Origin of the sequence: Serratia plymuthica (assembly GCF_018336935.1) — a bacterium.
Taxonomy (GTDB): Bacteria; Pseudomonadota; Gammaproteobacteria; order Enterobacterales; family Enterobacteriaceae; genus Serratia; species Serratia plymuthica_B.
Genome location: NZ_CP068771.1, coordinates 1,141,736 through 1,160,896 on the forward strand (window position 1 = coordinate 1,141,736; position 19,161 = coordinate 1,160,896).

The window sequence follows — 19,161 nt, forward strand, 5'->3', positions numbered from 1 at the left end:
GTGACGAAAATCACAAAATATTAATTACCGCGCAAATTGCAGGGAGTTTTGCTTATTTTTCGAGGCGTGAAAAAAGAGGAGAAATAAGATTTTTGTGGCCTGCGGCGATTATGGCCCGCAGGCGAGGGGATTAACGGCGATTTCTTAGGCAGATTCCCTGGCCGGCAGAGCCGAGGCAGGCAGACCGAAAACCAGGTCGAACGCCCAGTTAAACACGAAGGTGTAGCACGGGATAATGACGATCAGCGCCATATCCAGCAGCAGCGCTTCCAGCAGTGAAATCCCCATCCACCAGGCGATCAGCGGGATCAGGTACACCACCAGCGTCAGTTGAAACCCCACGGCGTGCACAATGCGGCGCTTTAGCGTGCGGGTGCGTGACGTCTGGCGACTTTCCCAGCGCTCAAACAGCGAGTTGTAGATGAAGTTCCAGCTTACGGCGATGGTGGTAATGATCACCGCCAGCGGCCCGGTGCTGCTGGGCGCGCTGCCGGAAAGCAGCGCCAGCCCCAAAGCGGAGATCGCCATGCCGATAATTTCATAGGCGGTGACATACACCAGTTTGCGTTTAACGCCTTGCATTATGTTCTCCTGAATTATTTTTGGTGGTTTCTTGGGTTGTGGCGGCTAAGATAACGTCAATCACATTGATAGAAAAAGTCAGGAGCTGTCAGTTTTACTGACAGGTAACGCAATGAACTTTTCCAGCGATAACATTGAGCTGTTTCTGGCGGTATTGGATCGCGGCTCGTTTTCCGCCGCCGCCCGCTCGCTGCGGCGCGTGCCTTCGGCGGTCAGCATGGGCATCGCCAACATGGAGGCGGAACTCGGGTTCCCGCTGTTTGACCGCTCGCACCGCGAACCGGTGCCGACCGCGCTGGCACTGGCGCTGGCGCCGCATGCCCGGCTGATCGCCGACCAACTTGAACAATTGCAAAACCACGCCATCGAATTGTCGCAGGGGCTGGAGAGTACGTTGTCGATCGGCGTCGCTTCGGACATCAACGGCAGCGGCCTGCTGGCGGCGATCAAAACGCTGGCGGAGCGTTATCCGTTGCTGAACATCGAAGTGCTGACCGCTCCGCAGGATGATGTGCTGCATATGCTGCATCAGGGCAGGGTGGGCGTTTGCCTGGCGTTTGGCGGGCTTAACGTCAACAGCCTGGAGCAGTTCCATTCCGTGGGGGCGGAATCGCTGGTCGCCACGTTATCGCCACGCCACCCGGCGTTGCAGGGGGCGGCGGACGAGCTGTTTTTCGAAGACCTGGTCAACGTGCGGCAGATTATGGTGGCCAGCCGCGATCTGCCGATCGCCGATCTGCGGCCGCAGGTGGCGGAATCCTATTGGCGCACCGACAGCCTGCCGATGGCGTTGAGCATGGTCGAGGCCGGGTTGGGTTGGGGCAATTTCCCGTTGTCGCTGACTGCGCCTTTGTTGGCGCAGGGGCGGTTAATCCGGCTGAAATTCAAAAACACCAAAAACGAACTGCGGTTGCCGATACATCTGGTCTGGCTAAAAAATGCGCCGCTGGACAAGGCCGCGCGGGAGCTGGTAGCGCTGATGCGCGATGCGGATCAGGTTGAATGATCTCCGGTATTCATTGTTTTTATTTTCGTCCCTGCGCTACTTTGAACTGTGGATTGTTAAGGGAGTATCGCGAGCATGATGAGTGAAACGGCATTATCGGTATTGAGCATTACCGGGGCGATAACGCTCGGGGCGATGAGCCCGGGGCAAAGTTTTATTTTGGTGGCGCGCACCGCAGTTGCTTCTTCGCGCCGCGATGGCATGGCGGTGGCGTTGGGCATGGGCGTCGGTTGTTTTATCTTTGCCTTGATCGCGCTGCTGGGATTGCAGTCGCTGCTGCTGGCGCTGCCGTGGTTGTACACCACGCTGAAGGTTCTGGGCGGCGCCTATCTTATCTATTTGGCGTTTAACATGCTGCGCGGGGCAAATCGGCCGCTGAACGTGGAGGCGGTCGGCGAGCGACATCTGGGGTTTCGCAAGGCGTTCACCACCGGTTTGTTGACCCAACTCGGCAACCCGAACACCGCCATCGTGTTCGGTAGCGTGTTCGCCGCGTTGCTCAGCCATAAAATTTCGCCGCTGATGTACGTGGTGTTGCCGGTGATTGCCTTGACGATCGACGTCCTGTGGTACGCCTTTGTGGCGTTTGTGCTGTCATCGCCGCGCCCGCGCCGCGCTTACCTGCGTTTTAAAGCCTGGTTCGATCGGCTGGGTGGCGGCGTGTTGGCGTTGCTCGGCCTGAAACTGATGCTCAACAAATAGCCTTAATCGGCGCGGCGACGCCGCCACCAGAAGCGCAGCAGCAGGATGGCGGCGATCACCAGCGCGCAGAACAGCAGGCTGGTCAGTCTTTTGTCGAAGCCGGAGATAAAGCGGGCGATGGCTTCACCGCCGAAATAACCCAGCAGCACGAAAATCGTCGCCCACAGAATGGCGCCCAGAATGTTCAGCGGCACAAAGCGTGACGGTGGCAATTTGCTGGCGCCGATCAGCACCGGGCCGATAATGCGAAAGCCGTACATAAAGCGCACGCCGATCACGAACAGCATCGGGTGGCGGGCAATCAGCTTGTTGGCGCGCTCGATGCGCTTTTCCTGGCTTTTCATCCGTGAAATCACTTTCCCGCCGAAGCGGCGGCCCAGAAAGAACAGCACTTGATCCCCCAGCGTGCCGCCCAGCGCCACTACCGCAATCACCCAGGGTAGATGCAGCAACCCCTGATGAGCGGCAATGCCGCCCAGCAACGTGATGGTTTCCCCCTCGGCCAGGCAGCCGATAAACAGCGCCCAGTAACCGTAATCCGTAATGTAGTGGGCTAAATCTGCCATTCTGATTCCCTATGTCTTTCACACATAAGGTTAAGTATACGCCCTGTGCGCTAGCTGCGGGCGGCTATCTGCGCCACCAACGCCCGGCGTTGTTGCAGGCTGTCGGCCATGTTTTCCTCCACTCGCGCCAGAATTCCCGCAGGTGCCAGCTCTGGCGTTCCCCCCAGGAACGGCGGTGCCGGAGCATACTCCAAATACAACTGGATCATTTGCGCGGTTTCTTCGTCGTGCAGCTCGGCTATCAGTGTCAGGGCGAAGTCGATGCCGGCGGTCACGCCGCCACCGGTGATCACGTTGCCGTCGCGCTCCACCCGCGCACTGCTCGGGATAGCGCCGAACAGCGCCAGGCTTTCACGCATCGACCAATGGCAGGCAGCGCGCTTGCCTTGCAACAGCCCAGCTGCGGCCAGGATCAGCGAACCGGTGCAGACCGAGGTCAGATAGCGGGCGCCGCTTCCCAGCCGGCGGATCTGCTGCATGAAGTTTTCATCCAGCAGCGCCTGGGTACAGCCGCCGCCACCCGGCACGCACAGGACATCGCAGTGCCTGACGTCCTCCAGCGTTTGCAGCCGGGAGAAGTGCAGCCCCTCCGAACTGACGTCTGCGCCGCCGACTGAGGCAACGATAATTTCAGCATCGGGCATACGCCGCAGAAATTGCAGCGGGCCGGTGAAATCCAACTGGGTAACGCCCTGATAGATCGGAAAAACAATGACTAATGGTGCAGACATGATATTCGCCTCGGTTTTGTCCTTTGGTCTGGGTAATAATAGCTGTCCTGTTTTTGGCTGGTATGTCATATAACCCTCAAAAAGCGCCATCATGAAAAACATCGGCTTTGTGATCTTCCCTGATTTTAACCTGCTGGATTTTGCGGGGCCGTTGGCGGCTTTCGAGCAGGCCGATCGGTTTACCGACGCACCGGCATACCGTTGTGTGCCGGTGTCGCAGGTGGGCGGAATGGTGATCGGTTCGTCCGGCGTGGCGGTGATGACCCAGCCATTGGATGATAGTCTTTTTGATACGCTGCTGATTGCCGGTGGCCGCGGCAACGCGGCGGCGGCGGAGTCCCCGGCGTTGATCGGGATGTTGCGGCAGCAGAACCGGCAGGTGCGGCGCATGGCCAGCGTGTGTACCGGCGCATTTATCCTGGCTGCCGCCGGGCTTCTGGACGGCAAGCGCGCCACCACCCATTGGTTCCACGCCGCGCGGTTGCAGCAGCGCTACCCGGGCATTCGCGTTGACAGCAATCGCATCTTTATTCGTGACGGTGCTCTCTGGACCTCGGCCGGCATCAGTGCCGGCATAGATCTGGCGCTGGCGATGATTGAAGAGGATCTCGGCGCAGAGGTGGCGGCCAACGTGGCGCGGCAACTGGTGGTGTATCACCGCCGTCCTGGCGGGCAGTCGCAGTATTCGCTGTTGCTGGCGCTTAATCCTTCTTCAGACCGTATCCGCAGCGCACTTTCTTACGCCCGTGAGCATCTGCACCAGCCGCTGACGGTGGCGGATTTGGCCGATGCCGCTTGCCTGAGCGAACGCCAATTCGGCAGGTTGTTTCGCGCGGAAACCGGTCAGACTCCGGCCAAGGTGATCGAGCAACTGCGGGTGGAAGCGGCGCGGGGGCGAATTGAAGAGAGCGGCGAAGCGTTGGAGGCTATTGCCCGTGCCGTCGGTTTTAGCGATCCGGAGCGTATGCGGCGGGCATTTATTCGCGTCTTCGGTTTGTCGCCGCAGGCGATGCGGCGGCTGAGCCGCGCCGGCTAACTCATTCAGCTATGCCTCCAGTGGCGTGGCGCAGTAAAGGAGCAACAGATGTATCAGGATTTTGAAAGCGAACTGGATTGGGCTATGCGCCATATGCCGCGTACTCATGCGGCGGTTGCGGCGCTGCCCGATTTGAACGGCGTGCGGTTGGCGTGCAACATGCACCTGGATCTGAAAATGGCGCCGCTGGTGGCGGGCCTGCTGGGCAAGGGCGCGGCGGTTTACCTGACCACCTGCAACCCGACCACGGTGCAGGACGACGTGGTCGCCTGGCTGGAGCGGCGCGGCGCACAGGCTCACGCCTGGCGTGACATGAGCGATGCCGACTGGTCGTCATCCTTCGATCGTGCGTTGGCCTGGGAACCGACCCACCTGTGCGAAATGGGCGCGGATCTGACGACCCGTTTGCACCAGTCGGCCGAAGGCCCGCAGATTATCGCCGGCCTGGAAGCGACCGGTTCCGGCATCAGCCGACTGAACGGTATGGCGCCGCGCTACCCGATCTTCAATTGGGACGATCTGCCGGTGAAAGAAGGGCTGCATAACCGCCATATGGTCGGCCTCACCGCCTGGCACACCTTCTTCCAGACCACGCATCTGACGCTGCATGAAAAATGCGTGCTGGTGATTGGCTATGGTCTGGTTGGGCAGGGCGTTGCGGCGGCGGCGAAGGCCTACGGCGGGCAGGTTATCGTGGCGGAAATCGATCCGGCGCGAGCATTGCAGGCGCGTTACGACGGCTGGGCGGTGGTCAGCCTGGCCACTGCGGTTACCCAGGCTGATGTGATCGCCACGGCGACCGGGGCGAAAAACGTGCTGTCGGCGCAACATCTGCAACAGGCGAAGGACGGGGTGTTTATTCTCAACGTCGGGCACGTGGCGGCCGAAATTGACGTCGGCTTCCTGAAGAACCTGCCGCACAGCGAACCTATGCCGTTTGTGAACGCTTACCAATTGGGTGATAAAACGATCTATTTGTTGGCCAACGGGTCGATGTTCAACCTGACGGCAGGCTACGGCGACAGCCTGAACGCCTTCGATGTGACGCTGGCGGTGATGGCGGCGGGCATTGGCCATATCGTTGGTGACGGTGCTCGCCAGGCTCCCGGTTTGTATCTGTTGCCGCAGGCGGCGTGGCAACCGGCACTGTAACTTTTTAATCGCGGGCGCTCATGCCAGAGCGCTCGCGGTTTGCGCAATATTCTGTCCGACAGAATTTGTCACAAATGGGTGCGCATAATCACAGTGCCAACTTGAGATCCCTCACATATAATTCTGCCAAACAAGACCTTCATCTTCTCCAGTGACAGAGTAATGCATGTGAAAATACGTGTTTTGGTACTAACCCTGCTCGCTTTGCAGGCGGGAGCCGGCATCGCGCCGCGCGCGCTGGCCAGCGAAAATAACGCCGCCGCCCATGCTGCCCAGCCTGAACTGGCTTCCGGCAGTGCGATGGTGGTGGATATGCAGACCCACAACGTGATGTATGCGCGCAATCCGGATGAAGTGGTGCCGATCGCCTCCATCACCAAGTTGATGACCGCCATGGTGACGCTGGATGCCCATCTGCCGCTGGATGAAATGCTGTCGGTGGACATTCACCAGACGCCAGAAATGAAAGGCGTTTATTCCCGCGTGCGCCTGAACAGCGAAATCACCCGCAAAGACATGCTGCTGTTGGCGCTGATGTCGTCGGAAAACCGCGCCGCCGCCAGCCTGGCGCATCACTATCCGGGCGGTTACGGTGCCTTTATCAAGGCGATGAACGCCAAGGCGAAATCGCTGGGCATGACCAATACCCATTATGTGGAGCCGACCGGGTTGTCGATACATAACGTTTCGACCGCGCGTGACCTGACCAAGCTGCTGATCGCCACCAAGCAATATCCGTTGATTGGCCAGCTCAGCACCACCACCGAGCGCATGGCGAGCTTCAAGGATCCTGACTATACGCTGCCGTTCCGCAACACCAACCATTTGGTGTACAACCCGAAATGGAACATCCAACTGACCAAAACCGGCTTCACTAACGAAGCGGGGCATTGCCTGGCGATGCGAACCATGATCGGCAGCCGTTCGGTATCGCTGGTGGTGCTCGACGCGTTCGGCAAGTACACCCACTTTGCCGACGCCAACCGCCTGCGCACCTGGATCGAAACCGGCAAGGTGACGCCGATCCCGGCCGCTGCCCGCGACTATCGCCGCCAAAAAGACGCCCGTCTGGCGAAGAACGAAACCGAATAATTCCGGGTTGGCCTGCGGTTTCCATCGCAGGCCGCTATCGGCCCTCAGGGCGCTTGATGACAAACCCCCGTTCCCGATCGCCGTCGAACCCGGCGCGCAGATACAATTGGTGCGCCCCGGTGCGTTGCTGACCGGAAAGCAGCATCACTTTGTAGCACCCTTTACGCCACGCCAGTTGCAAGGTGTATTCCAGCATCGCCAGGGCAATGCCTTGCCCGCGATACGGCGGTGCCGTCACCACGTGCTCAATGATACCGAACGGCTGAGCCTGATGAACCAACCCCGGCACCATCGCCAGCATGCAGGTCGCCACCGGCTGTTCACCGTCGGCGGTGACCACCAGACGAATCGCCGGGTTGTCCAGCAAACGTTGTAACGTGCGCTGGGCGCTATCCGGACGCAGCGGCAGATCCTGCGGACGCAATTCCTGATACAGCGCCTGAAGGCCGGCCAGATCGTTCAACTGTGCCAGGCGATAGGTGATTGCCATCTTTCCTCCTTTATTCATCCGCTATCATTAATCCATACACTATCGCATGCGAAAGAGGGATCCTATGAGTCAGGTTGCAACCTTTATCATGTTTCAGGGCAACGCCCGGCAGGCTATCGATCTTTACAGCGAGTTGTTCGGCAGCTTCAGGGTTCAACAGCTGCTGCATTATGACGAGACGCACGACGGGCAGCGGCGAATCAAACACGCCTCGATAGACTTTGACCGGCAGAATCTGGTGTTTATCGACAGCCCGGTCAGCCATGATTTCAGCTTTACCCCGGCGGTATCTCTCCACGTTAATTTGGTGACCGAAGCCGAACTTGAACGGGTATTCGCCCGCCTGGCGGATGGCGGTGAAGTGCTGATGCCGCTCGATGACTACGGCTTCAGCGCACGTTTCGGTTGGCTGAACGATCGCTTTGGGCTTTCCTGGCAGTTGAACGTGCCGGCCACCTGACCAACCGCGCCATCCTCCTATACACATCCAGGGCCGTTTACCGCTATGCTAAACGGGTAACGACCCATGAATTTGAAAAGGATGAACCGCTTTGGCTGGAAGTAGCTTACTGACTTTAATCGACGACATCGCTTCGCTGCTGGACGACGTCTCTTTGATGACAAAAATGGCGGCGAAAAAGACCGCCGGGGTGCTGGGGGACGATCTGGCGCTGAATGCGCAACAGGTTAGCGGAGTAAAGGCCGATCGCGAACTGCCGGTGGTGTGGGGCGTGGCCAAAGGTTCGTTTATCAACAAGCTGATTCTGGTGCCGCTGGCGCTGCTGATCAGCGCATTTGCCCCCTGGGCGATCACGCCGCTGCTGATGGTGGGCGGTGCTTACCTGTGTTACGAAGGCTTTGAAAAGGTGTTCCACAGCCTGACCCACGGCGAGCAAGGGGAGGAAAAAAAAGAACAGCTGGACGCCAATGAAGACGTGGCGGCCTACGAGCGGCGCAAGGTGAAAGGGGCAATCCGCACCGATTTCGTGCTGTCCGCCGAAATTATCGCCATCACCCTCGGCACCGTGGCCGGGGCGAGTTTCACCCAGCAGGTGATTGTGCTGAGCGGTATCGCGATTGTCATGACGATAGGCGTTTACGGTATCGTGGCCGGCATCGTCAAGCTTGACGATCTGGGGTTGTACCTGAGCCGAAAAACCAGCGCGCTGGCGCGCTCGATCGGCAATGGCATTGTCAGTGCCGCGCCTTACCTGATGAAAACCCTGTCGATCGTCGGTACTGTCGCCATGTTTATGGTCGGCGGCGGCATTCTGACCCACGGTCTGCCTCCGGTGCATCATTTGTTCGAAGACTGGGCGTCGTACGCTACCCTGGTACCGACCTTCGGCCATATTCTGCAGGGGGCGCTCCCCGTCTTGCTCAACGTGGTGTTCGGCCTGATTGCCGGCGGCGTGGTGCTGCTGGTGGTTTCGGCGCTGGGGGCTATCCGCGCGCGCTTTACCGCCTGATAACCGCGGGGGGCGTTTGCGCCCCCCGTAGCTGCCGTCAGGGGCGGCTGTCGTCGCCTTCACCCAGTGCGCGTTGCATGATATGCGTGTCGCGCCATTCACCCAGTTTGAATCCCACCGCCTTCAGCGTACCCACGCTGGTAAAACCCAGTTTCCGATGCAAGGCCAGCGAACCCCGATTGTCTCCGGCATTGCCGACGATCGCCAGCATCTGCCGCCAGGGGCCGCGTTCGCAACGGGCGATCAGTTCGGCCAGCAGCGCCTTGCCGATGCCGTTACCCTGCAGACCTTCGGCGATGTACACCGAGTCTTCTACGGTAAACCGGTAGGCCGGGCGCGGCCGATAAGGCGTGGCGTAACAGTAGCCCACTACGCGATCCTCCCGTTTGGCGACCAGCCAGGGCAGCCCGGCCTCCTGTACCTTGCTGCACCGTTGCTGCATTTCTTCCCGCGTGGGCGGCGTTTCTTCAAAGGATGCCGCGCCGTAAAGCACGTGGTAGGCGTAGATCTGTTGTACGGCGGTCAGGTCATCCGGCGTGGCGTCGGTGATGATCAACGGGGCGGAGAGGGACATAAGGGTTATCTGTTTACCTTGAGAAATCAGAAGATAAGCGCATTATGCTCCCCGTTCGCCGCCAGGGTAAATTGGGCTTTTTTATGCCGATGATAAAAAAAACTATGGCTAACCTATGGCCGAGCGCCGTGGCATAAAACGCATGAATATACCCGAGGCCAAAAGCACGCCAAGGATCACCCAGGCTGCCCCGGCCAATTGCCAAACATTGGGGGCGGTACCTGTGATTGTTGCCACCAACATGGTGAAAACCGGCGCCAGATTAAAGAAAATTGCGGTGCGTACCGAACCGATTTTTTCCAGCCCGTTGAACCACAGCAAATAGGCCAGCAGTGACCCACACAGTGCCAGATAAGCCACGGCGGCATGTACACCAAGGTTGGCTGAGGCCAGGTTTTGCAGTGGGTGCTCGAAGATAAATCCCAGGGGCAGGAGGGCCAGGGTGCCGAACAGCATTGAATAACTGGTGTTTTCGATGGCAGTGGCATTACGTACCAGACGACGGGTGCCAACCATATTCAGTGCCCAGGCGAGGCTACCGAGTAAAATAATGCCATCGCCCGGGCTAACCTCCAGACGCAGCAGCGTTTGGATATGGCCTTTGGTGATCACCAACGCCACGCCGATAAAGCCTGCCAGCAGACCGGCGATGCGTGATCCGTTCAGTTTTTCATTTTCCCAAATTACGCCAAAGACCAGTGTCCATAAGGGTGTCGTGGCGAGGATCAGCGCGCCGTTGACCGGCGTGGTGGACTGCAGACCGAAAAAGGTGCACAGATTGAATATCGTGAAACCCAGTACACCCAGCCCTAAATAAGCCGGCCAGTTGTTTTTCAGCGTACTGAGGCGCAGCTGCCCGCGCAGGCCGAAAAACACCAACAGCGCCAGCGTTGCCAAACTGAAACGCTCGATAGATGCGCTGATTGGTGGCTGACGGGCGATGACGTAGGCACCGGCATTAAAGTTGGTGCCCCAGAAAAAGGTGGCGACAATGACGCCCAGATAGGCCAGCGGCAGCGAGGTTTTCATCATGGTTTCCTGTGGTGACAAAATAAACATAAAAACAGTTTGCGCTCTAATCCTTTGCGTTAATATTCCCTATATGTTCACTTTTGATGTGAGAAAACGCCCATGTTCAATTGGGAAGATCTGCACTACTTCATGGTGTTCGCGCAGGAAAAATCGCTGTCGGGTGCCGCCCGCAGTTTGAAGGTCGATCACGCCACCGTCGCTCGGCGTATTGCCAGTCTGGAAACGTCGCTAAAGTTGAAGCTGGTGGATCGTCGCCCGCGCAGCTACTTGCTGACTGCCGACGGACAACGTATCGCCGCAGAGGGCGACAGCATGACCCTCAACGCTTTTGCGGTCAGCCGCGCCGCACTTAGCGGTCGACAGGGCATTGCAGGGGTCGTGACGCTAAGCGTACCGCCCGTGATGGGGCTGAAGCTGATCGCGCCGCGTATTGTCCAGTTACAGCGGCGTTATCCCGATTTACAGCTGACCTTACTGGCGGATACGGCTAACGTCTCGTTGCTGCGCGGGGAAGCGGATATTGCCATTCGCCTCAGTCGCGCCAGTGAGAGCGATCTGGTCACCAGAAAAATTGGCACCGTTGAATTTGGGCTGTATGCCAATGCGGGGTATTTACAGGCGACGCCGGAGACAGAATGGCGGTTTATCGGTTATCACGATCCGCGGGCGGCATCGGCCCAGCAAAAATGGCTGTTGGAGCAGGCTGGCGAGCGAGCGCTGGTCATGCGCAGCAACGACCTGATGATTCAGGCTGCAGCTGCGGAGGCTGGCACGGGCATTGCGCTGTTGCCTCATTTTATCGGCCAGGAACTGGGGCTTGATCGTCTTGCGGGAACGCGTTCGCTCCAGCGCGAGATTTGGCTAACGGTGCATAACGACATCCGTCATGCACCGGGCATTGCCGCCGTGACGGCATTTTTATTGGACTGCTATGCGGACGTTGTCGGTATTACCCGGCTGGTGGACACCCTCGGCTGAGCGAAGGCTAACCCCGCATTAGGTGCGCCACCGCCTGTTGCAGATAGCTCAGCAGCGCCGGGGTCAACCAGGTGCCTTCGGTCAGCGTCGGCTCTTGTTCCATTGCCTGGCGGATTTTCATCTGGGTGGCGGGGTCGGTGCCGGCATAGGACTGGAACAGCTCGAGCCATTTGGCCGCCAGTTGCTTTGCCTGAGTGGACTCCGGCGGCACGCCGTCTCTTAGCGCCTGATGGAACTGGGCGATCAGCGCCGGCCATTCGTGCAGGCGGGTAAAATAGTGCTGGCGCACGTAGGCGTACTCTTCCTCCGACAGATATTTCTGATAAACCCCCAGCTTGGTTTCGGCAAAGGCGCGGGTGACATAGTCGGTCATGGCCGGAGTGATGCCGGTTTGTTCGCGTATTGAAGGTTCATCGGCATGCATGGCGTTAAGCCGGGTAAGAAACGCCGGGTTATGCGCGGTGTCGCGTTCCAGCATCTGCATCCAACGCCGTGCCAGGGCTTGTGCCTGCGGCGCTTGCGCTGCCACGCCGCTATCGATCAATTGGCGCATGCTGCCGACCAGTTCGGCCCATTCCTGATTGCGCGCCCGATCGGCCTGATAGAAAGGCAACTGCGCCAGTTCGTCTGCGGTAAAATATTTGTCGTACATGGTCATTAACTCCAACGTCGTCAGCCAGTCGTTCAGTTCCGGTTCGTTCCCGGCGGTGAGCTGAGCATGCATATGTTGCAGACGGTCGCGCAGCGCAACCGTCTGCGCCAACTGCCGATCCAGCATGGTTATTTGCTGCTCAATCACCGTGGTTAACGCCATCCCGGAACGTGCCAGAAGTGCTCCGACTTCCGCAAGCTTAACCCCCATTCGGCGCAACGCCTGAATATGGTGCAAGCGGGTGATGTCAGCCCGGTCGTATAAACGATAGCCGGCGTCGGAGCGCGCAGAAGGGATCAGCAAACCAATGCTGTCGTAATGATGCAGCGTTCTGACGGTGATGCCGGAACGGCGGGCCAGTTCGCCCACTTTTAATAACATGACGTGTTCCTCCCAAGTGCGTGCAGGGATACTAAAGCCTGACGTAACGTGAGGGTCAATAGCGCGGCAGGGGATATTTTCAGGAAAGTTGCGGGTGCCGCAGAAGGCACCCGCAATCGGGAGTCATGGGGGTTACCAGCCTTTTACCGCACCGCCGTTAAAGATTTTTTCGGCGGCTTTGGCCACTTCGTCCGACTCGTAGGCTTTGACGAAGTTTTGCACGTTCAGCGCGTCTTTGTTGTCTTCGCGCGTCACTATGATGTTGGTGTACGGCGAATCCTTGTCTTCGATAAAGATGCCGTCTTTGGTTGGCGTCAGCCCGGTTTGGTTGATGTAGGTGGTGCTGATGATGGCGACGGTGACTTTAGGGTCATCCAGTACCTGCGGCAATTGCGCGCCTTCCAGCTCCATAATCTTGTAGTTATGCGGGTTGGCGCTGATATCCAGCGAGGTCGGCAGCAAACCTTTGCCCGGTTTCAGCGTAATCAGGCCGGTTTTCTCCAGCAGCAGCAACGCGCGGCCGAGGTTGGTAGGATCCAGCGGAATAGCGATAACGGCGCCATCCTGCAGCTCTTTCAGCGATTTGATTTTTTTCGAATAGCCGGCCATCGGGAACACGAAGGTATTGCCCACCGCCACCAGTTTGTAACCGTGATCTTTGTTTTGCTGTTCGAGGAACGGCCGGTGCTGGAAGACGTTGGCGTCCAGCTCGCCTTTATCGGTGGCGTCGTTCGGCAGCAGGGAGCCGCTGAAACCGACCAGTTCAACCTCAAGGCCGTATTTCTCTTTCGCAACCTGTTTGGCGACTTCCGCCACGTCCTGCTCCGCGCCGTTGATAACCCCGACCTTGATCAGGTTCTGGTCTACCGGCTTATCGCACCCCTGCAGCGCCAGCGTGGCGGCAAACGCCGCCGTCAAGACGGTAAAACGCCAGGTCTTCAACATCGTATTCTCCCTGAAAAAAACAGTAAAATCAGTTGGTTTTGTGTTGTTAGCTAAGCCTGAAGCCGCGGGGAAGTCAAACGCTTGCTCAGCACAAAGGGTTATAGGTAATAACAGGGAGTTGTAAGAGGCCAGGGCTTTCAGATTGTGCTCTGAAAGCCATAGAGACGGTTACTTGGCGCGCAGCACGACGATGCCCGGCGTGTTGATCACGTAATCCATAAAGGGCGAGTCCACGACCTTCATGTTTTCCTGGTGTGAAGAAGCGTTGCGCAACACCGGGCCGTTTTCGGTCATGATAAAGATGCCGGTATGAGTGACGTCCAGCCCGGCAAGATTGGTGTAGATACCGATGTAATCGCCGGTGCGCAACTGGGCCAGCACCTTATCGTCAATCATATCGCTGGGCAGATAAGTGATGCTGCGTTGAACATTTTTCAGGCCCGGCAGATAGCTGCCGCCGTCGGCTTTTTGGTTCAGGTTTTTCACCAGCGTCACCGCGCGTGGGCTGAGTTGAGCGGTAATGTCGGTAACGTTGGTTTTGGCGACCTGCGCCCAGTCGGTGAAGAAGTGTTTGCGCTGCTGGAAGCTGATGTCGCTATGAGCGTAGCGCGTCTGGATCAGGCGTTGAACGAATTCAGCCTGATTGTGCGATTTGCTCAGTGCATCGACGTAGTCGATATAGGTAAAGCAATCCAGGCCGCGGAAGTCGATCACCAGCTTTTCCGGCGTGCTCTGCGAGCCTGTCAGCCGGTTGGCAACGTAGGGGGTACCCAGAAATTGCTGAGAGATCAGATTGATCGTTTGGCCGTTGTCCTGCCCGGCGGGCCAGGTGGCGCGTTTGGCGAGGATGTCGTTGAGCTTGCCTGACGTCTCGTCGTCCAGGTTTACCGGGGCTACTGCCGGAGGCGTGACCGCAGTGCCAGGCTTATTCATTGGCACCTGATGATTTTTGTCTGCGCATCCGCTCATCGCTATAACTAACATCAATGAAACAACCTTGTACATTTAACCCTCCAATGGTTTTAGTCCGTGATCATATAAATGATAACAGTTCTCATCATTAGAGGGTGGTTAATAAATAAACATAGTCTAAACGCCGGCCAATAATCAGTAACCGATTTCGTTATTAAACGGCAGATACCAAAATAGCGCGATTTCATGGTCGGCAATATCTGGCTGAGCGCGATACAGCAGGTGATCGATACCGCCGAGAATAAAACCGAAGCGCTGATAGCAGCGGCAGGCGACCAGATTATTGTTTTGCGTTTCCAGCATCAACCCCGGCGTTTCCTGTCGCTGTGCCCAGCGGCGCGCGGCATCCAGCAGGGCGGTGGCAATGCCCAGCCGGCGCACATGGGCGCTGACGACAATTTCTTCAATCAGCGCATAGCCGTTCCAGTTTTTGCTCAGCGTAATGTGGCCGACGGCTTCCCCCCGATGGCGCGCCAGAAAGGTTTCGCTTTCCTCATTGAGGAAGGGGGCCAGCGGATAGTGCTTGCGAAACGGCGTGACCGGCCGCAGCGGCCAACTGTCGACCGGCGCATCGAAAACCGGTTGGGCGTAGTGGGCGACCGGGAAACTGAAATCGCAGCTTTCCAGATAGCCGTCGGGCAACTGGGCGACGGAGGCGATATGGATAGCTTGGCTCATAAGTCCGGCTCTCTCGGCAGGCGTGCCGGATTGCCGATCTGGCGAAGCGTGATGGCAGATGACATGGCATTCCTCACGGTTTTGCTCAATCGGAGGATTATAAAACAAACCGCCGCCGCGTCTGTGCTTTCCAAACGTTTTTTCAGCGAAAGACTATAATTAGTACAGGGGGAGAGAGCCCCGTGGCCGCAATCCTCGCACGGTCAACAATCCGTCAGAGGGCAATTCGTTCGCCGATCGCGACCTACGGCGATGGAGGAGGTGTCTCATGGTTAATCATGTTTGGGGACTTTTGGCGCATCCAAGCACCGAGTTCGAACACATTAAAAGCGAGAACGAAAGCGTCTCGCACCTTTACACCCATCACGTGCTGCTGCTGGCGGCGATCCCTGTGGTCTGCGCCTTTATCGGCACCACCCAGTTGGGCTGGCTCTCAGGCGAGGGGCATGCGATCCGGCTCGATATGTTTACCGCATTTTATACCGCAGTGGCGTTTTACCTGTTGATGCTGGCGGGTGTGGCTATCATGGGTAAAGTAATCCACTGGATGGCGCGGCGTTATGAAGCACGCCCGAGTTTGCACCGTTGTATGGTGTTTGCTGGCTATGTCGCAACCCCGATGTTCCTGAGCGGTATAGTCGCGCTCTATCCCGTCGTGTGGCTCTGTTTGTTTGTCGGTGTGATTGGCCTGTGTTATTCGGGCTATCTGCTGAATCTGGGTATTCCCCATTTTCTGAATATCGACAGTAAAGAAGGCTTTATCTTCTCCAGTTCTACCTTTGCCATCGGCATCCTGCTGCTCGAGTTTTTGCTCGGGGTCACTGTGCTGCTGTGGGGGTATGGTTCCTGGTTATTCTGAAAAATATGCATTGATATTGCCCCTCATGCCACCCGGCATGAGGGGCTTTTGCTTTTTACGGCTTACGGAACACCAGCATTACGCCAAGTACGATGGCCGCCATGCCCAGCATACTCATTGCCGCCAATGCATGGCCGAGCAACAGGTAGTCCAGCAGAGCGGTGACCGCCGGGATCAGGTAAAACAGGCTGGTGACCTGAACCAGATTGCCGCGTTGGATCAGCCGGTACAGCAAGAAGGTGGCCAGCACTGAAATCACCACCGCCATCCACAGCAGCGGCACGATAAGCGCCATGCTCCACTCGATCCGCAATGGTTCGAACGGTAATACCAGCACGCACATTAGCAACCCGATGGCATACTGCAGCGGCAACACCGCCAGCGGCGGCTGACTCATGCCTTTTTGCAGCAGCGTGCCGGCGGTCATGCAGCCCAGCGCGATAAAGGCGCATAGCATGCCGGACAGGGAGAAGTGGGCGACAGCCAGGCTTTGATACACCACCAGCGTCAGCCCGGCCATCGCCAGCAACAGGCCGAGGCCGCGCAGCCCGGAACAGCGGCGTTCGGTAATGAACTGGGTGAGTATCGGCTGTACGCCGAGCAGCGTCGCCAGCACGCCGGGAGTGATGCCCTGTTCCAGCGCCAGCAGATAAGCAATCTGGTAACTGCCGATCATCAGCAAGCCGATCAGCGCTACGCGCCACCGGGTGCCGCGAGCGGGCAGACATTGCCGCTGCCACAGGCCGATCGCCAGCAGCAGCGCCAGAGCGATGGCGCAGCGGAAGAAAAGGAAGGCGAAGGCGGAGGCATGCTCCAGCCCCAAGCGGGAGAAAATAGCGCCGCTGCTCCAAAGCAGGACGAACAGCGTAGCCAGGCCGGCATTGGCCCATTGAGTGATAAATCGCATTCGGTTTCACCTGTCGTGAAAATGGCAAGCTCCAGCACGCGCAACGGCCTACGCCTGAGCGCAAATAAAGAAAGCTGGAGGTAAAATTCGGTTTGGCTTAGCGCACAACCACAGAGCGTGGCGGGTAAGCGGCAACCGCAGTGACGACAGAGAAAACGGCAGGAGGGGCGGAAGATGCGCACAGCTGAACCACGGCCGGAAGCGGCGTGTTCGTTGGGTCTGTGGTGTGCGCAAACTGAGCCATTGATATTCCTGAAAGCAGGCAGTGATTAACGGATCAAAGATAGTGAAATTCGGCGGGAGGCGCAACATAAACTTAACGCCTCCCGCCGAGGTTGCGGTTTAGCCTTTGCTCACCACCACCAACTTCTGGTTCACAAACTCTTTGATCCCCAGATCCGACAGTTCACGGCCGAAGCCGGAACGCTTCACGCCGCCGAAAGGCGGCTCGGGTGCGGTGTCGGTCAACGAGTTGAAAAACGGCTGCGCCGGTCTTTAAGTCTAGACGATAGGGGGATGCGGGCCGAAGATGCGAAAGGGAGCATCGGCTATGCCCCCGTATGCCGGGGGCGCGGGCCGAAAGCGGAAATGTTACCGGGTATTGCCGGCCCAGTGCTTCCGCTTGCTGGTCTTGCCGATGCCGGGGTTAAAGCTGTTGGTCGGATCGGCGGATTGGTAGAAGGCCTGCAGATCGGGTTTGGCGTGGTACAGATGGCCGACGTTATGCTCGGCCGGGTACTCCGCGCCGCGCCGGTCGAGGATCGCCAGCATTTGCTCTTTCAGCGCATGGCTGTCGACGCCTTTTTTCACCACGTAATCCTGGTGGAATACGTGGCACATAAAGTGGCCGTAATAGAGTTTGTGCACCAGTTGGCTGTCGATTTCCGGCGGCAGGGTTTCAAACCACTCGGTATCGTTGCGGCGCAGCGCAATATCCAGCGCCAGGATATCCTCTACCTTGTCGGCATGGACCGCATGGTAGCGCACCGCCGCGCCGGCGGCGGCGAAACGGTGCAGGAAGGCCTTTTTGCCTTCGTCTGCGGTGCAGGCGAAAAATGCGCCCTTGGCCTGGGCAAAGTACTGGCTCAGATACCGCTGCGCTTCGTCGACGCCGGGGCCGGCCATTTTCAGCAGCAGATGATGTTCAAAGCGTTCGCGATATTCTTTCATCCGCTTCGGCAGGTGGCTGGGGGCCAGGTGGCTCAGGCCCTGCATCAGTCGGTCGGTCAGGTTGTGCGGCAGCAGCGGCAGTTTGTTGAAGCTGGCGTCCACGCGGCCTTTCAGGGTGAAGAAACGCGGCATTTGATCGGTGCCGAGCTTGTCGATCATCATAAAGGTGTCTTTGCCGTACACTTCGGCGATATCAAAAATATCGCGGTGCATGTATTCGCCGGCCACCGGCAGATTGTCGAATTTGCCGAGCATATGGCGGCGCAGCTCGGTCAACACGGCGGTGTCGTTGGTGCCGATATAAAATACCTGCTCTTTGCCTTCTTTCTCGAAGGTGTCCAGACGCACCGCAAACACCGCCAGCTTGCCGGCGCAGCCGGAGGCTTCGTACAGGCGGCGTTTATCCGCGTTGAAACGGGACGGGGTATCGGCATCGACGTCGCGCACCCGGCTGGCGTATTCGTTGTCGGACGCGCGCAGTTCGCCGTGCTCGACGTCCTCCGGCCGGTAGTCGCCTTTCTCCAGTCGGGTAAGGATCTCTTCCGGCGTATCGCCGAGTTTAATCCCCAGATGGTTCACCAGCCGCAGCTGGCCGTCTTCACCCAACTGGGCGTACAGCGCCATTTCGGTGTAGGCCGGGCCCCGTTTCACCAGCGAACCGCCGGAGTTGTTGCACACGCCGCCAATCACCGAAGCGCCGATGCAGGAGGAGCCGATCACCGAATGCGGCTCGCGGCCGTAGGGTTTCAGCAATTTTTCCAGCTGATTGAGGGTGCTGCCGGGGAAGCCGACCACCTGTTTGCCGTTGTCCAACACCTGCACGTGATCGAGCCGCAGGGTGCTGACGATAACGATATCGCGGTCATAATCGTTGCCGCTGGGCGTCGAGCCTTCGGTCAGGCCGGTGTTCGCCGCCTGCATAATGACGATTTTGTCGGCGGCCACGCAGGCCTCCAGTATCCGCCACAGCTGCAGCAGGCGGGTAGGGAACACCACCGCCAGCGCTTTGCCTTCGCCGGAGCGGAACCCTTTGCGATAACGTTCGGTGCTGCGTTCGCCGGTCAACAACTGCGAGCTGCCGACGATGTCTTTGAGCTGAGCGAGAAATGCCTGGTTACCTGACTGCGTCATGCCGATCTCCCTGTCATACCTGTCGTCTTTCAAACTGCGGCGCGGTTACCCTGGGG

The 19,161-nt window shown here is 58.3% G+C and carries 21 protein-coding genes and 1 pseudogene; 9 read left to right on the forward strand and 13 right to left on the reverse strand.

Going from position 1 to position 19,161, the window contains the following annotated elements; translation table 11 throughout:
- Positions 1-144 precede the first annotated feature (144 nt).
- The gene (locus JK621_RS05405; protein WP_212558920.1) at positions 145-582 is read right to left on the reverse strand and encodes a PACE efflux transporter; all 438 of its coding nucleotides are present in this window, start codon (positions 580-582) and stop codon (positions 145-147) included.
- A gap of 112 nt (positions 583-694) precedes the next feature.
- Between JK621_RS05405 and JK621_RS05410 the strand changes: the two genes are divergently transcribed.
- Together JK621_RS05410 and JK621_RS05415 are read left to right on the forward strand one after the other, a co-directional pair.
- Positions 695-1,588, forward strand: coding sequence for a LysR family transcriptional regulator (locus JK621_RS05410; RefSeq protein ID WP_212558921.1), 894 nt, complete (start codon positions 695-697; stop codon positions 1,586-1,588).
- A 78-nt stretch (positions 1,589-1,666) separates the two neighbouring features.
- Positions 1,667-2,290 (forward strand): LysE family translocator, encoded by a 624-nt coding sequence (locus JK621_RS05415; RefSeq protein ID WP_212560133.1) that lies wholly within the window; start codon positions 1,667-1,669, stop codon positions 2,288-2,290.
- A 2-nt stretch (positions 2,291-2,292) separates the two neighbouring features.
- Here JK621_RS05415 and JK621_RS05420 read toward each other — a convergent pair whose 3' ends face one another.
- Positions 2,293-2,856 carry a DedA family protein gene (locus JK621_RS05420; RefSeq protein WP_212558922.1) on the reverse strand — a complete coding sequence of 188 codons (564 nt, stop codon included), beginning with the start codon at positions 2,854-2,856 and terminating at the stop codon, positions 2,293-2,295.
- A 50-nt stretch (positions 2,857-2,906) separates the two neighbouring features.
- The gene (locus tag JK621_RS05425; protein WP_212558923.1) at positions 2,907-3,587 is read right to left on the reverse strand and encodes a DJ-1/PfpI family protein; all 681 of its coding nucleotides are present in this window, start codon (positions 3,585-3,587) and stop codon (positions 2,907-2,909) included.
- A gap of 91 nt (positions 3,588-3,678) precedes the next feature.
- On the opposite strand from JK621_RS05425, the gene JK621_RS05430 reads away from it, so the two are divergent.
- The 3 genes from JK621_RS05430 to pbpG all read left to right on the forward strand — a co-directional run bounded on the left by JK621_RS05430 (position 3,679) and on the right by pbpG (position 6,867).
- Positions 3,679-4,623: a GlxA family transcriptional regulator gene (locus JK621_RS05430; protein WP_212558924.1), complete on the forward strand. Its 945-nt coding sequence runs from the start codon at positions 3,679-3,681 to the stop codon at positions 4,621-4,623.
- 48 nt (positions 4,624-4,671) lie between these two features.
- Positions 4,672-5,775 (forward strand): adenosylhomocysteinase, encoded by a 1,104-nt coding sequence (locus JK621_RS05435; protein ID WP_212558925.1) that lies wholly within the window; start codon positions 4,672-4,674, stop codon positions 5,773-5,775.
- Between the two features lie 162 nt (positions 5,776-5,937).
- On the forward strand, positions 5,938-6,867 hold the full coding sequence (gene pbpG / locus JK621_RS05440) for a D-alanyl-D-alanine endopeptidase (protein ID WP_212558926.1): 930 nt from the start codon (positions 5,938-5,940) through the stop codon (positions 6,865-6,867).
- A 34-nt stretch (positions 6,868-6,901) separates the two neighbouring features.
- On the opposite strand, the gene JK621_RS05445 is transcribed toward pbpG, so the two are convergent.
- Positions 6,902-7,357 carry a GNAT family N-acetyltransferase gene (locus JK621_RS05445; protein WP_212558927.1) on the reverse strand — a complete coding sequence of 152 codons (456 nt, stop codon included), beginning with the start codon at positions 7,355-7,357 and terminating at the stop codon, positions 6,902-6,904.
- A 64-nt stretch (positions 7,358-7,421) separates the two neighbouring features.
- Between JK621_RS05445 and JK621_RS05450 the strand changes: the two genes are divergently transcribed.
- Together JK621_RS05450 and JK621_RS05455 are read left to right on the forward strand one after the other, a co-directional pair.
- Complete coding sequence (locus JK621_RS05450; protein WP_212558928.1) at positions 7,422-7,817, forward strand: VOC family protein; 396 nt, start codon at positions 7,422-7,424, stop codon at positions 7,815-7,817.
- A 91-nt stretch (positions 7,818-7,908) separates the two neighbouring features.
- On the forward strand, positions 7,909-8,826 hold the full coding sequence (locus tag JK621_RS05455; protein WP_212558929.1) for a DUF808 domain-containing protein: 918 nt from the start codon (positions 7,909-7,911) through the stop codon (positions 8,824-8,826).
- 37 nt (positions 8,827-8,863) lie between these two features.
- On the opposite strand, the gene JK621_RS05460 is transcribed toward JK621_RS05455, so the two are convergent.
- Both JK621_RS05460 and JK621_RS05465 read right to left on the reverse strand, forming a co-directional pair.
- Positions 8,864-9,400 (reverse strand): GNAT family N-acetyltransferase, encoded by a 537-nt coding sequence (locus JK621_RS05460; protein WP_212558930.1) that lies wholly within the window; start codon positions 9,398-9,400, stop codon positions 8,864-8,866.
- 108 nt (positions 9,401-9,508) lie between these two features.
- Positions 9,509-10,432 (reverse strand): DMT family transporter, encoded by a 924-nt coding sequence (locus tag JK621_RS05465; protein WP_249337145.1) that lies wholly within the window; start codon positions 10,430-10,432, stop codon positions 9,509-9,511.
- A 99-nt stretch (positions 10,433-10,531) separates the two neighbouring features.
- On the opposite strand from JK621_RS05465, the gene JK621_RS05470 reads away from it, so the two are divergent.
- Positions 10,532-11,410: a LysR family transcriptional regulator gene (locus tag JK621_RS05470; RefSeq protein ID WP_212558931.1), complete on the forward strand. Its 879-nt coding sequence runs from the start codon at positions 10,532-10,534 to the stop codon at positions 11,408-11,410.
- Between the two features lie 7 nt (positions 11,411-11,417).
- Here JK621_RS05470 and JK621_RS05475 read toward each other — a convergent pair whose 3' ends face one another.
- The 4 genes from JK621_RS05475 to JK621_RS05490 all read right to left on the reverse strand — a co-directional run bounded on the left by JK621_RS05475 (position 11,418) and on the right by JK621_RS05490 (position 15,038).
- A complete protein-coding gene (locus JK621_RS05475) occupies positions 11,418-12,443 on the reverse strand; it encodes a MerR family transcriptional regulator (protein WP_212558932.1) in 1,026 nt (341 codons plus the stop codon).
- A gap of 132 nt (positions 12,444-12,575) precedes the next feature.
- Positions 12,576-13,388 carry a MetQ/NlpA family lipoprotein gene (locus JK621_RS05480; protein ID WP_212558933.1) on the reverse strand — a complete coding sequence of 271 codons (813 nt, stop codon included), beginning with the start codon at positions 13,386-13,388 and terminating at the stop codon, positions 12,576-12,578.
- 168 nt (positions 13,389-13,556) lie between these two features.
- Positions 13,557-14,393 (reverse strand): DUF1460 domain-containing protein, encoded by an 837-nt coding sequence (locus JK621_RS05485; protein ID WP_212558934.1) that lies wholly within the window; start codon positions 14,391-14,393, stop codon positions 13,557-13,559.
- 102 nt (positions 14,394-14,495) lie between these two features.
- Positions 14,496-15,038, reverse strand: a complete 543-nt coding sequence (locus tag JK621_RS05490) for a GNAT family N-acetyltransferase (RefSeq protein ID WP_212558935.1) — start codon at positions 15,036-15,038, stop codon at positions 14,496-14,498.
- Positions 15,039-15,306: 268 nt separating this feature from the next.
- Between JK621_RS05490 and JK621_RS05495 the strand changes: the two genes are divergently transcribed.
- Complete coding sequence (locus JK621_RS05495; protein WP_004941995.1) at positions 15,307-15,897, forward strand: Yip1 family protein; 591 nt, start codon at positions 15,307-15,309, stop codon at positions 15,895-15,897.
- A gap of 55 nt (positions 15,898-15,952) precedes the next feature.
- On the opposite strand, the gene JK621_RS05500 is transcribed toward JK621_RS05495, so the two are convergent.
- From JK621_RS05500 to dld, 3 genes and pseudogenes are all read right to left on the reverse strand, one after another.
- Positions 15,953-16,804, reverse strand: a complete 852-nt coding sequence (locus JK621_RS05500; RefSeq protein WP_212558936.1) for a DMT family transporter — start codon at positions 16,802-16,804, stop codon at positions 15,953-15,955.
- 342 nt (positions 16,805-17,146) lie between these two features.
- Positions 17,147-17,284 (reverse strand): annotated as a pseudogene (locus JK621_RS05505) (aldehyde dehydrogenase family protein); the annotation flags it as partial.
- A 111-nt stretch (positions 17,285-17,395) separates the two neighbouring features.
- The gene (dld, locus tag JK621_RS05510) at positions 17,396-19,105 is read right to left on the reverse strand and encodes a D-lactate dehydrogenase (protein WP_212558937.1); all 1,710 of its coding nucleotides are present in this window, start codon (positions 19,103-19,105) and stop codon (positions 17,396-17,398) included.
- Positions 19,106-19,161: the final 56 nt, after the last annotated feature.

What these genes read in the sequence shown, in the direction of transcription:
- JK621_RS05405 (WP_212558920.1), bottom strand. Translation starts at nt 582, where the DNA reads ATGCAAGGCGTTAAACGCAAACTGGTGTATGTCACCGCCTATGAAATT.
- JK621_RS05410 (WP_212558921.1), top strand. Translation starts at nt 695, where the DNA reads ATGAACTTTTCCAGCGATAACATTGAGCTGTTTCTGGCGGTATTGGAT.
- JK621_RS05415 (WP_212560133.1), top strand. Translation starts at nt 1,667, where the DNA reads ATGAGTGAAACGGCATTATCGGTATTGAGCATTACCGGGGCGATAACG.
- JK621_RS05420 (WP_212558922.1), bottom strand. Translation starts at nt 2,856, where the DNA reads ATGGCAGATTTAGCCCACTACATTACGGATTACGGTTACTGGGCGCTG.
- JK621_RS05425 (WP_212558923.1), bottom strand. Translation starts at nt 3,587, where the DNA reads ATGTCTGCACCATTAGTCATTGTTTTTCCGATCTATCAGGGCGTTACC.
- JK621_RS05430 (WP_212558924.1), top strand. Translation starts at nt 3,679, where the DNA reads ATGAAAAACATCGGCTTTGTGATCTTCCCTGATTTTAACCTGCTGGAT.
- JK621_RS05435 (WP_212558925.1), top strand. Translation starts at nt 4,672, where the DNA reads ATGTATCAGGATTTTGAAAGCGAACTGGATTGGGCTATGCGCCATATG.
- pbpG (WP_212558926.1), top strand. Translation starts at nt 5,938, where the DNA reads ATGCATGTGAAAATACGTGTTTTGGTACTAACCCTGCTCGCTTTGCAG.
- JK621_RS05445 (WP_212558927.1), bottom strand. Translation starts at nt 7,357, where the DNA reads ATGGCAATCACCTATCGCCTGGCACAGTTGAACGATCTGGCCGGCCTT.
- JK621_RS05450 (WP_212558928.1), top strand. Translation starts at nt 7,422, where the DNA reads ATGAGTCAGGTTGCAACCTTTATCATGTTTCAGGGCAACGCCCGGCAG.
- JK621_RS05460 (WP_212558930.1), bottom strand. Translation starts at nt 9,400, where the DNA reads ATGTCCCTCTCCGCCCCGTTGATCATCACCGACGCCACGCCGGATGAC.
- JK621_RS05465 (WP_249337145.1), bottom strand. Translation starts at nt 10,432, where the DNA reads ATGATGAAAACCTCGCTGCCGCTGGCCTATCTGGGCGTCATTGTCGCC.
- JK621_RS05470 (WP_212558931.1), top strand. Translation starts at nt 10,532, where the DNA reads ATGTTCAATTGGGAAGATCTGCACTACTTCATGGTGTTCGCGCAGGAA.
- JK621_RS05475 (WP_212558932.1), bottom strand. Translation starts at nt 12,443, where the DNA reads ATGTTATTAAAAGTGGGCGAACTGGCCCGCCGTTCCGGCATCACCGTC.
- JK621_RS05480 (WP_212558933.1), bottom strand. Translation starts at nt 13,388, where the DNA reads ATGTTGAAGACCTGGCGTTTTACCGTCTTGACGGCGGCGTTTGCCGCC.
- JK621_RS05485 (WP_212558934.1), bottom strand. Translation starts at nt 14,393, where the DNA reads ATGTACAAGGTTGTTTCATTGATGTTAGTTATAGCGATGAGCGGATGC.
- JK621_RS05490 (WP_212558935.1), bottom strand. Translation starts at nt 15,038, where the DNA reads ATGAGCCAAGCTATCCATATCGCCTCCGTCGCCCAGTTGCCCGACGGC.
- JK621_RS05495 (WP_004941995.1), top strand. Translation starts at nt 15,307, where the DNA reads ATGGTTAATCATGTTTGGGGACTTTTGGCGCATCCAAGCACCGAGTTC.
- JK621_RS05500 (WP_212558936.1), bottom strand. Translation starts at nt 16,804, where the DNA reads ATGCGATTTATCACTCAATGGGCCAATGCCGGCCTGGCTACGCTGTTC.
- dld (WP_212558937.1), bottom strand. Translation starts at nt 19,105, where the DNA reads ATGACGCAGTCAGGTAACCAGGCATTTCTCGCTCAGCTCAAAGACATC.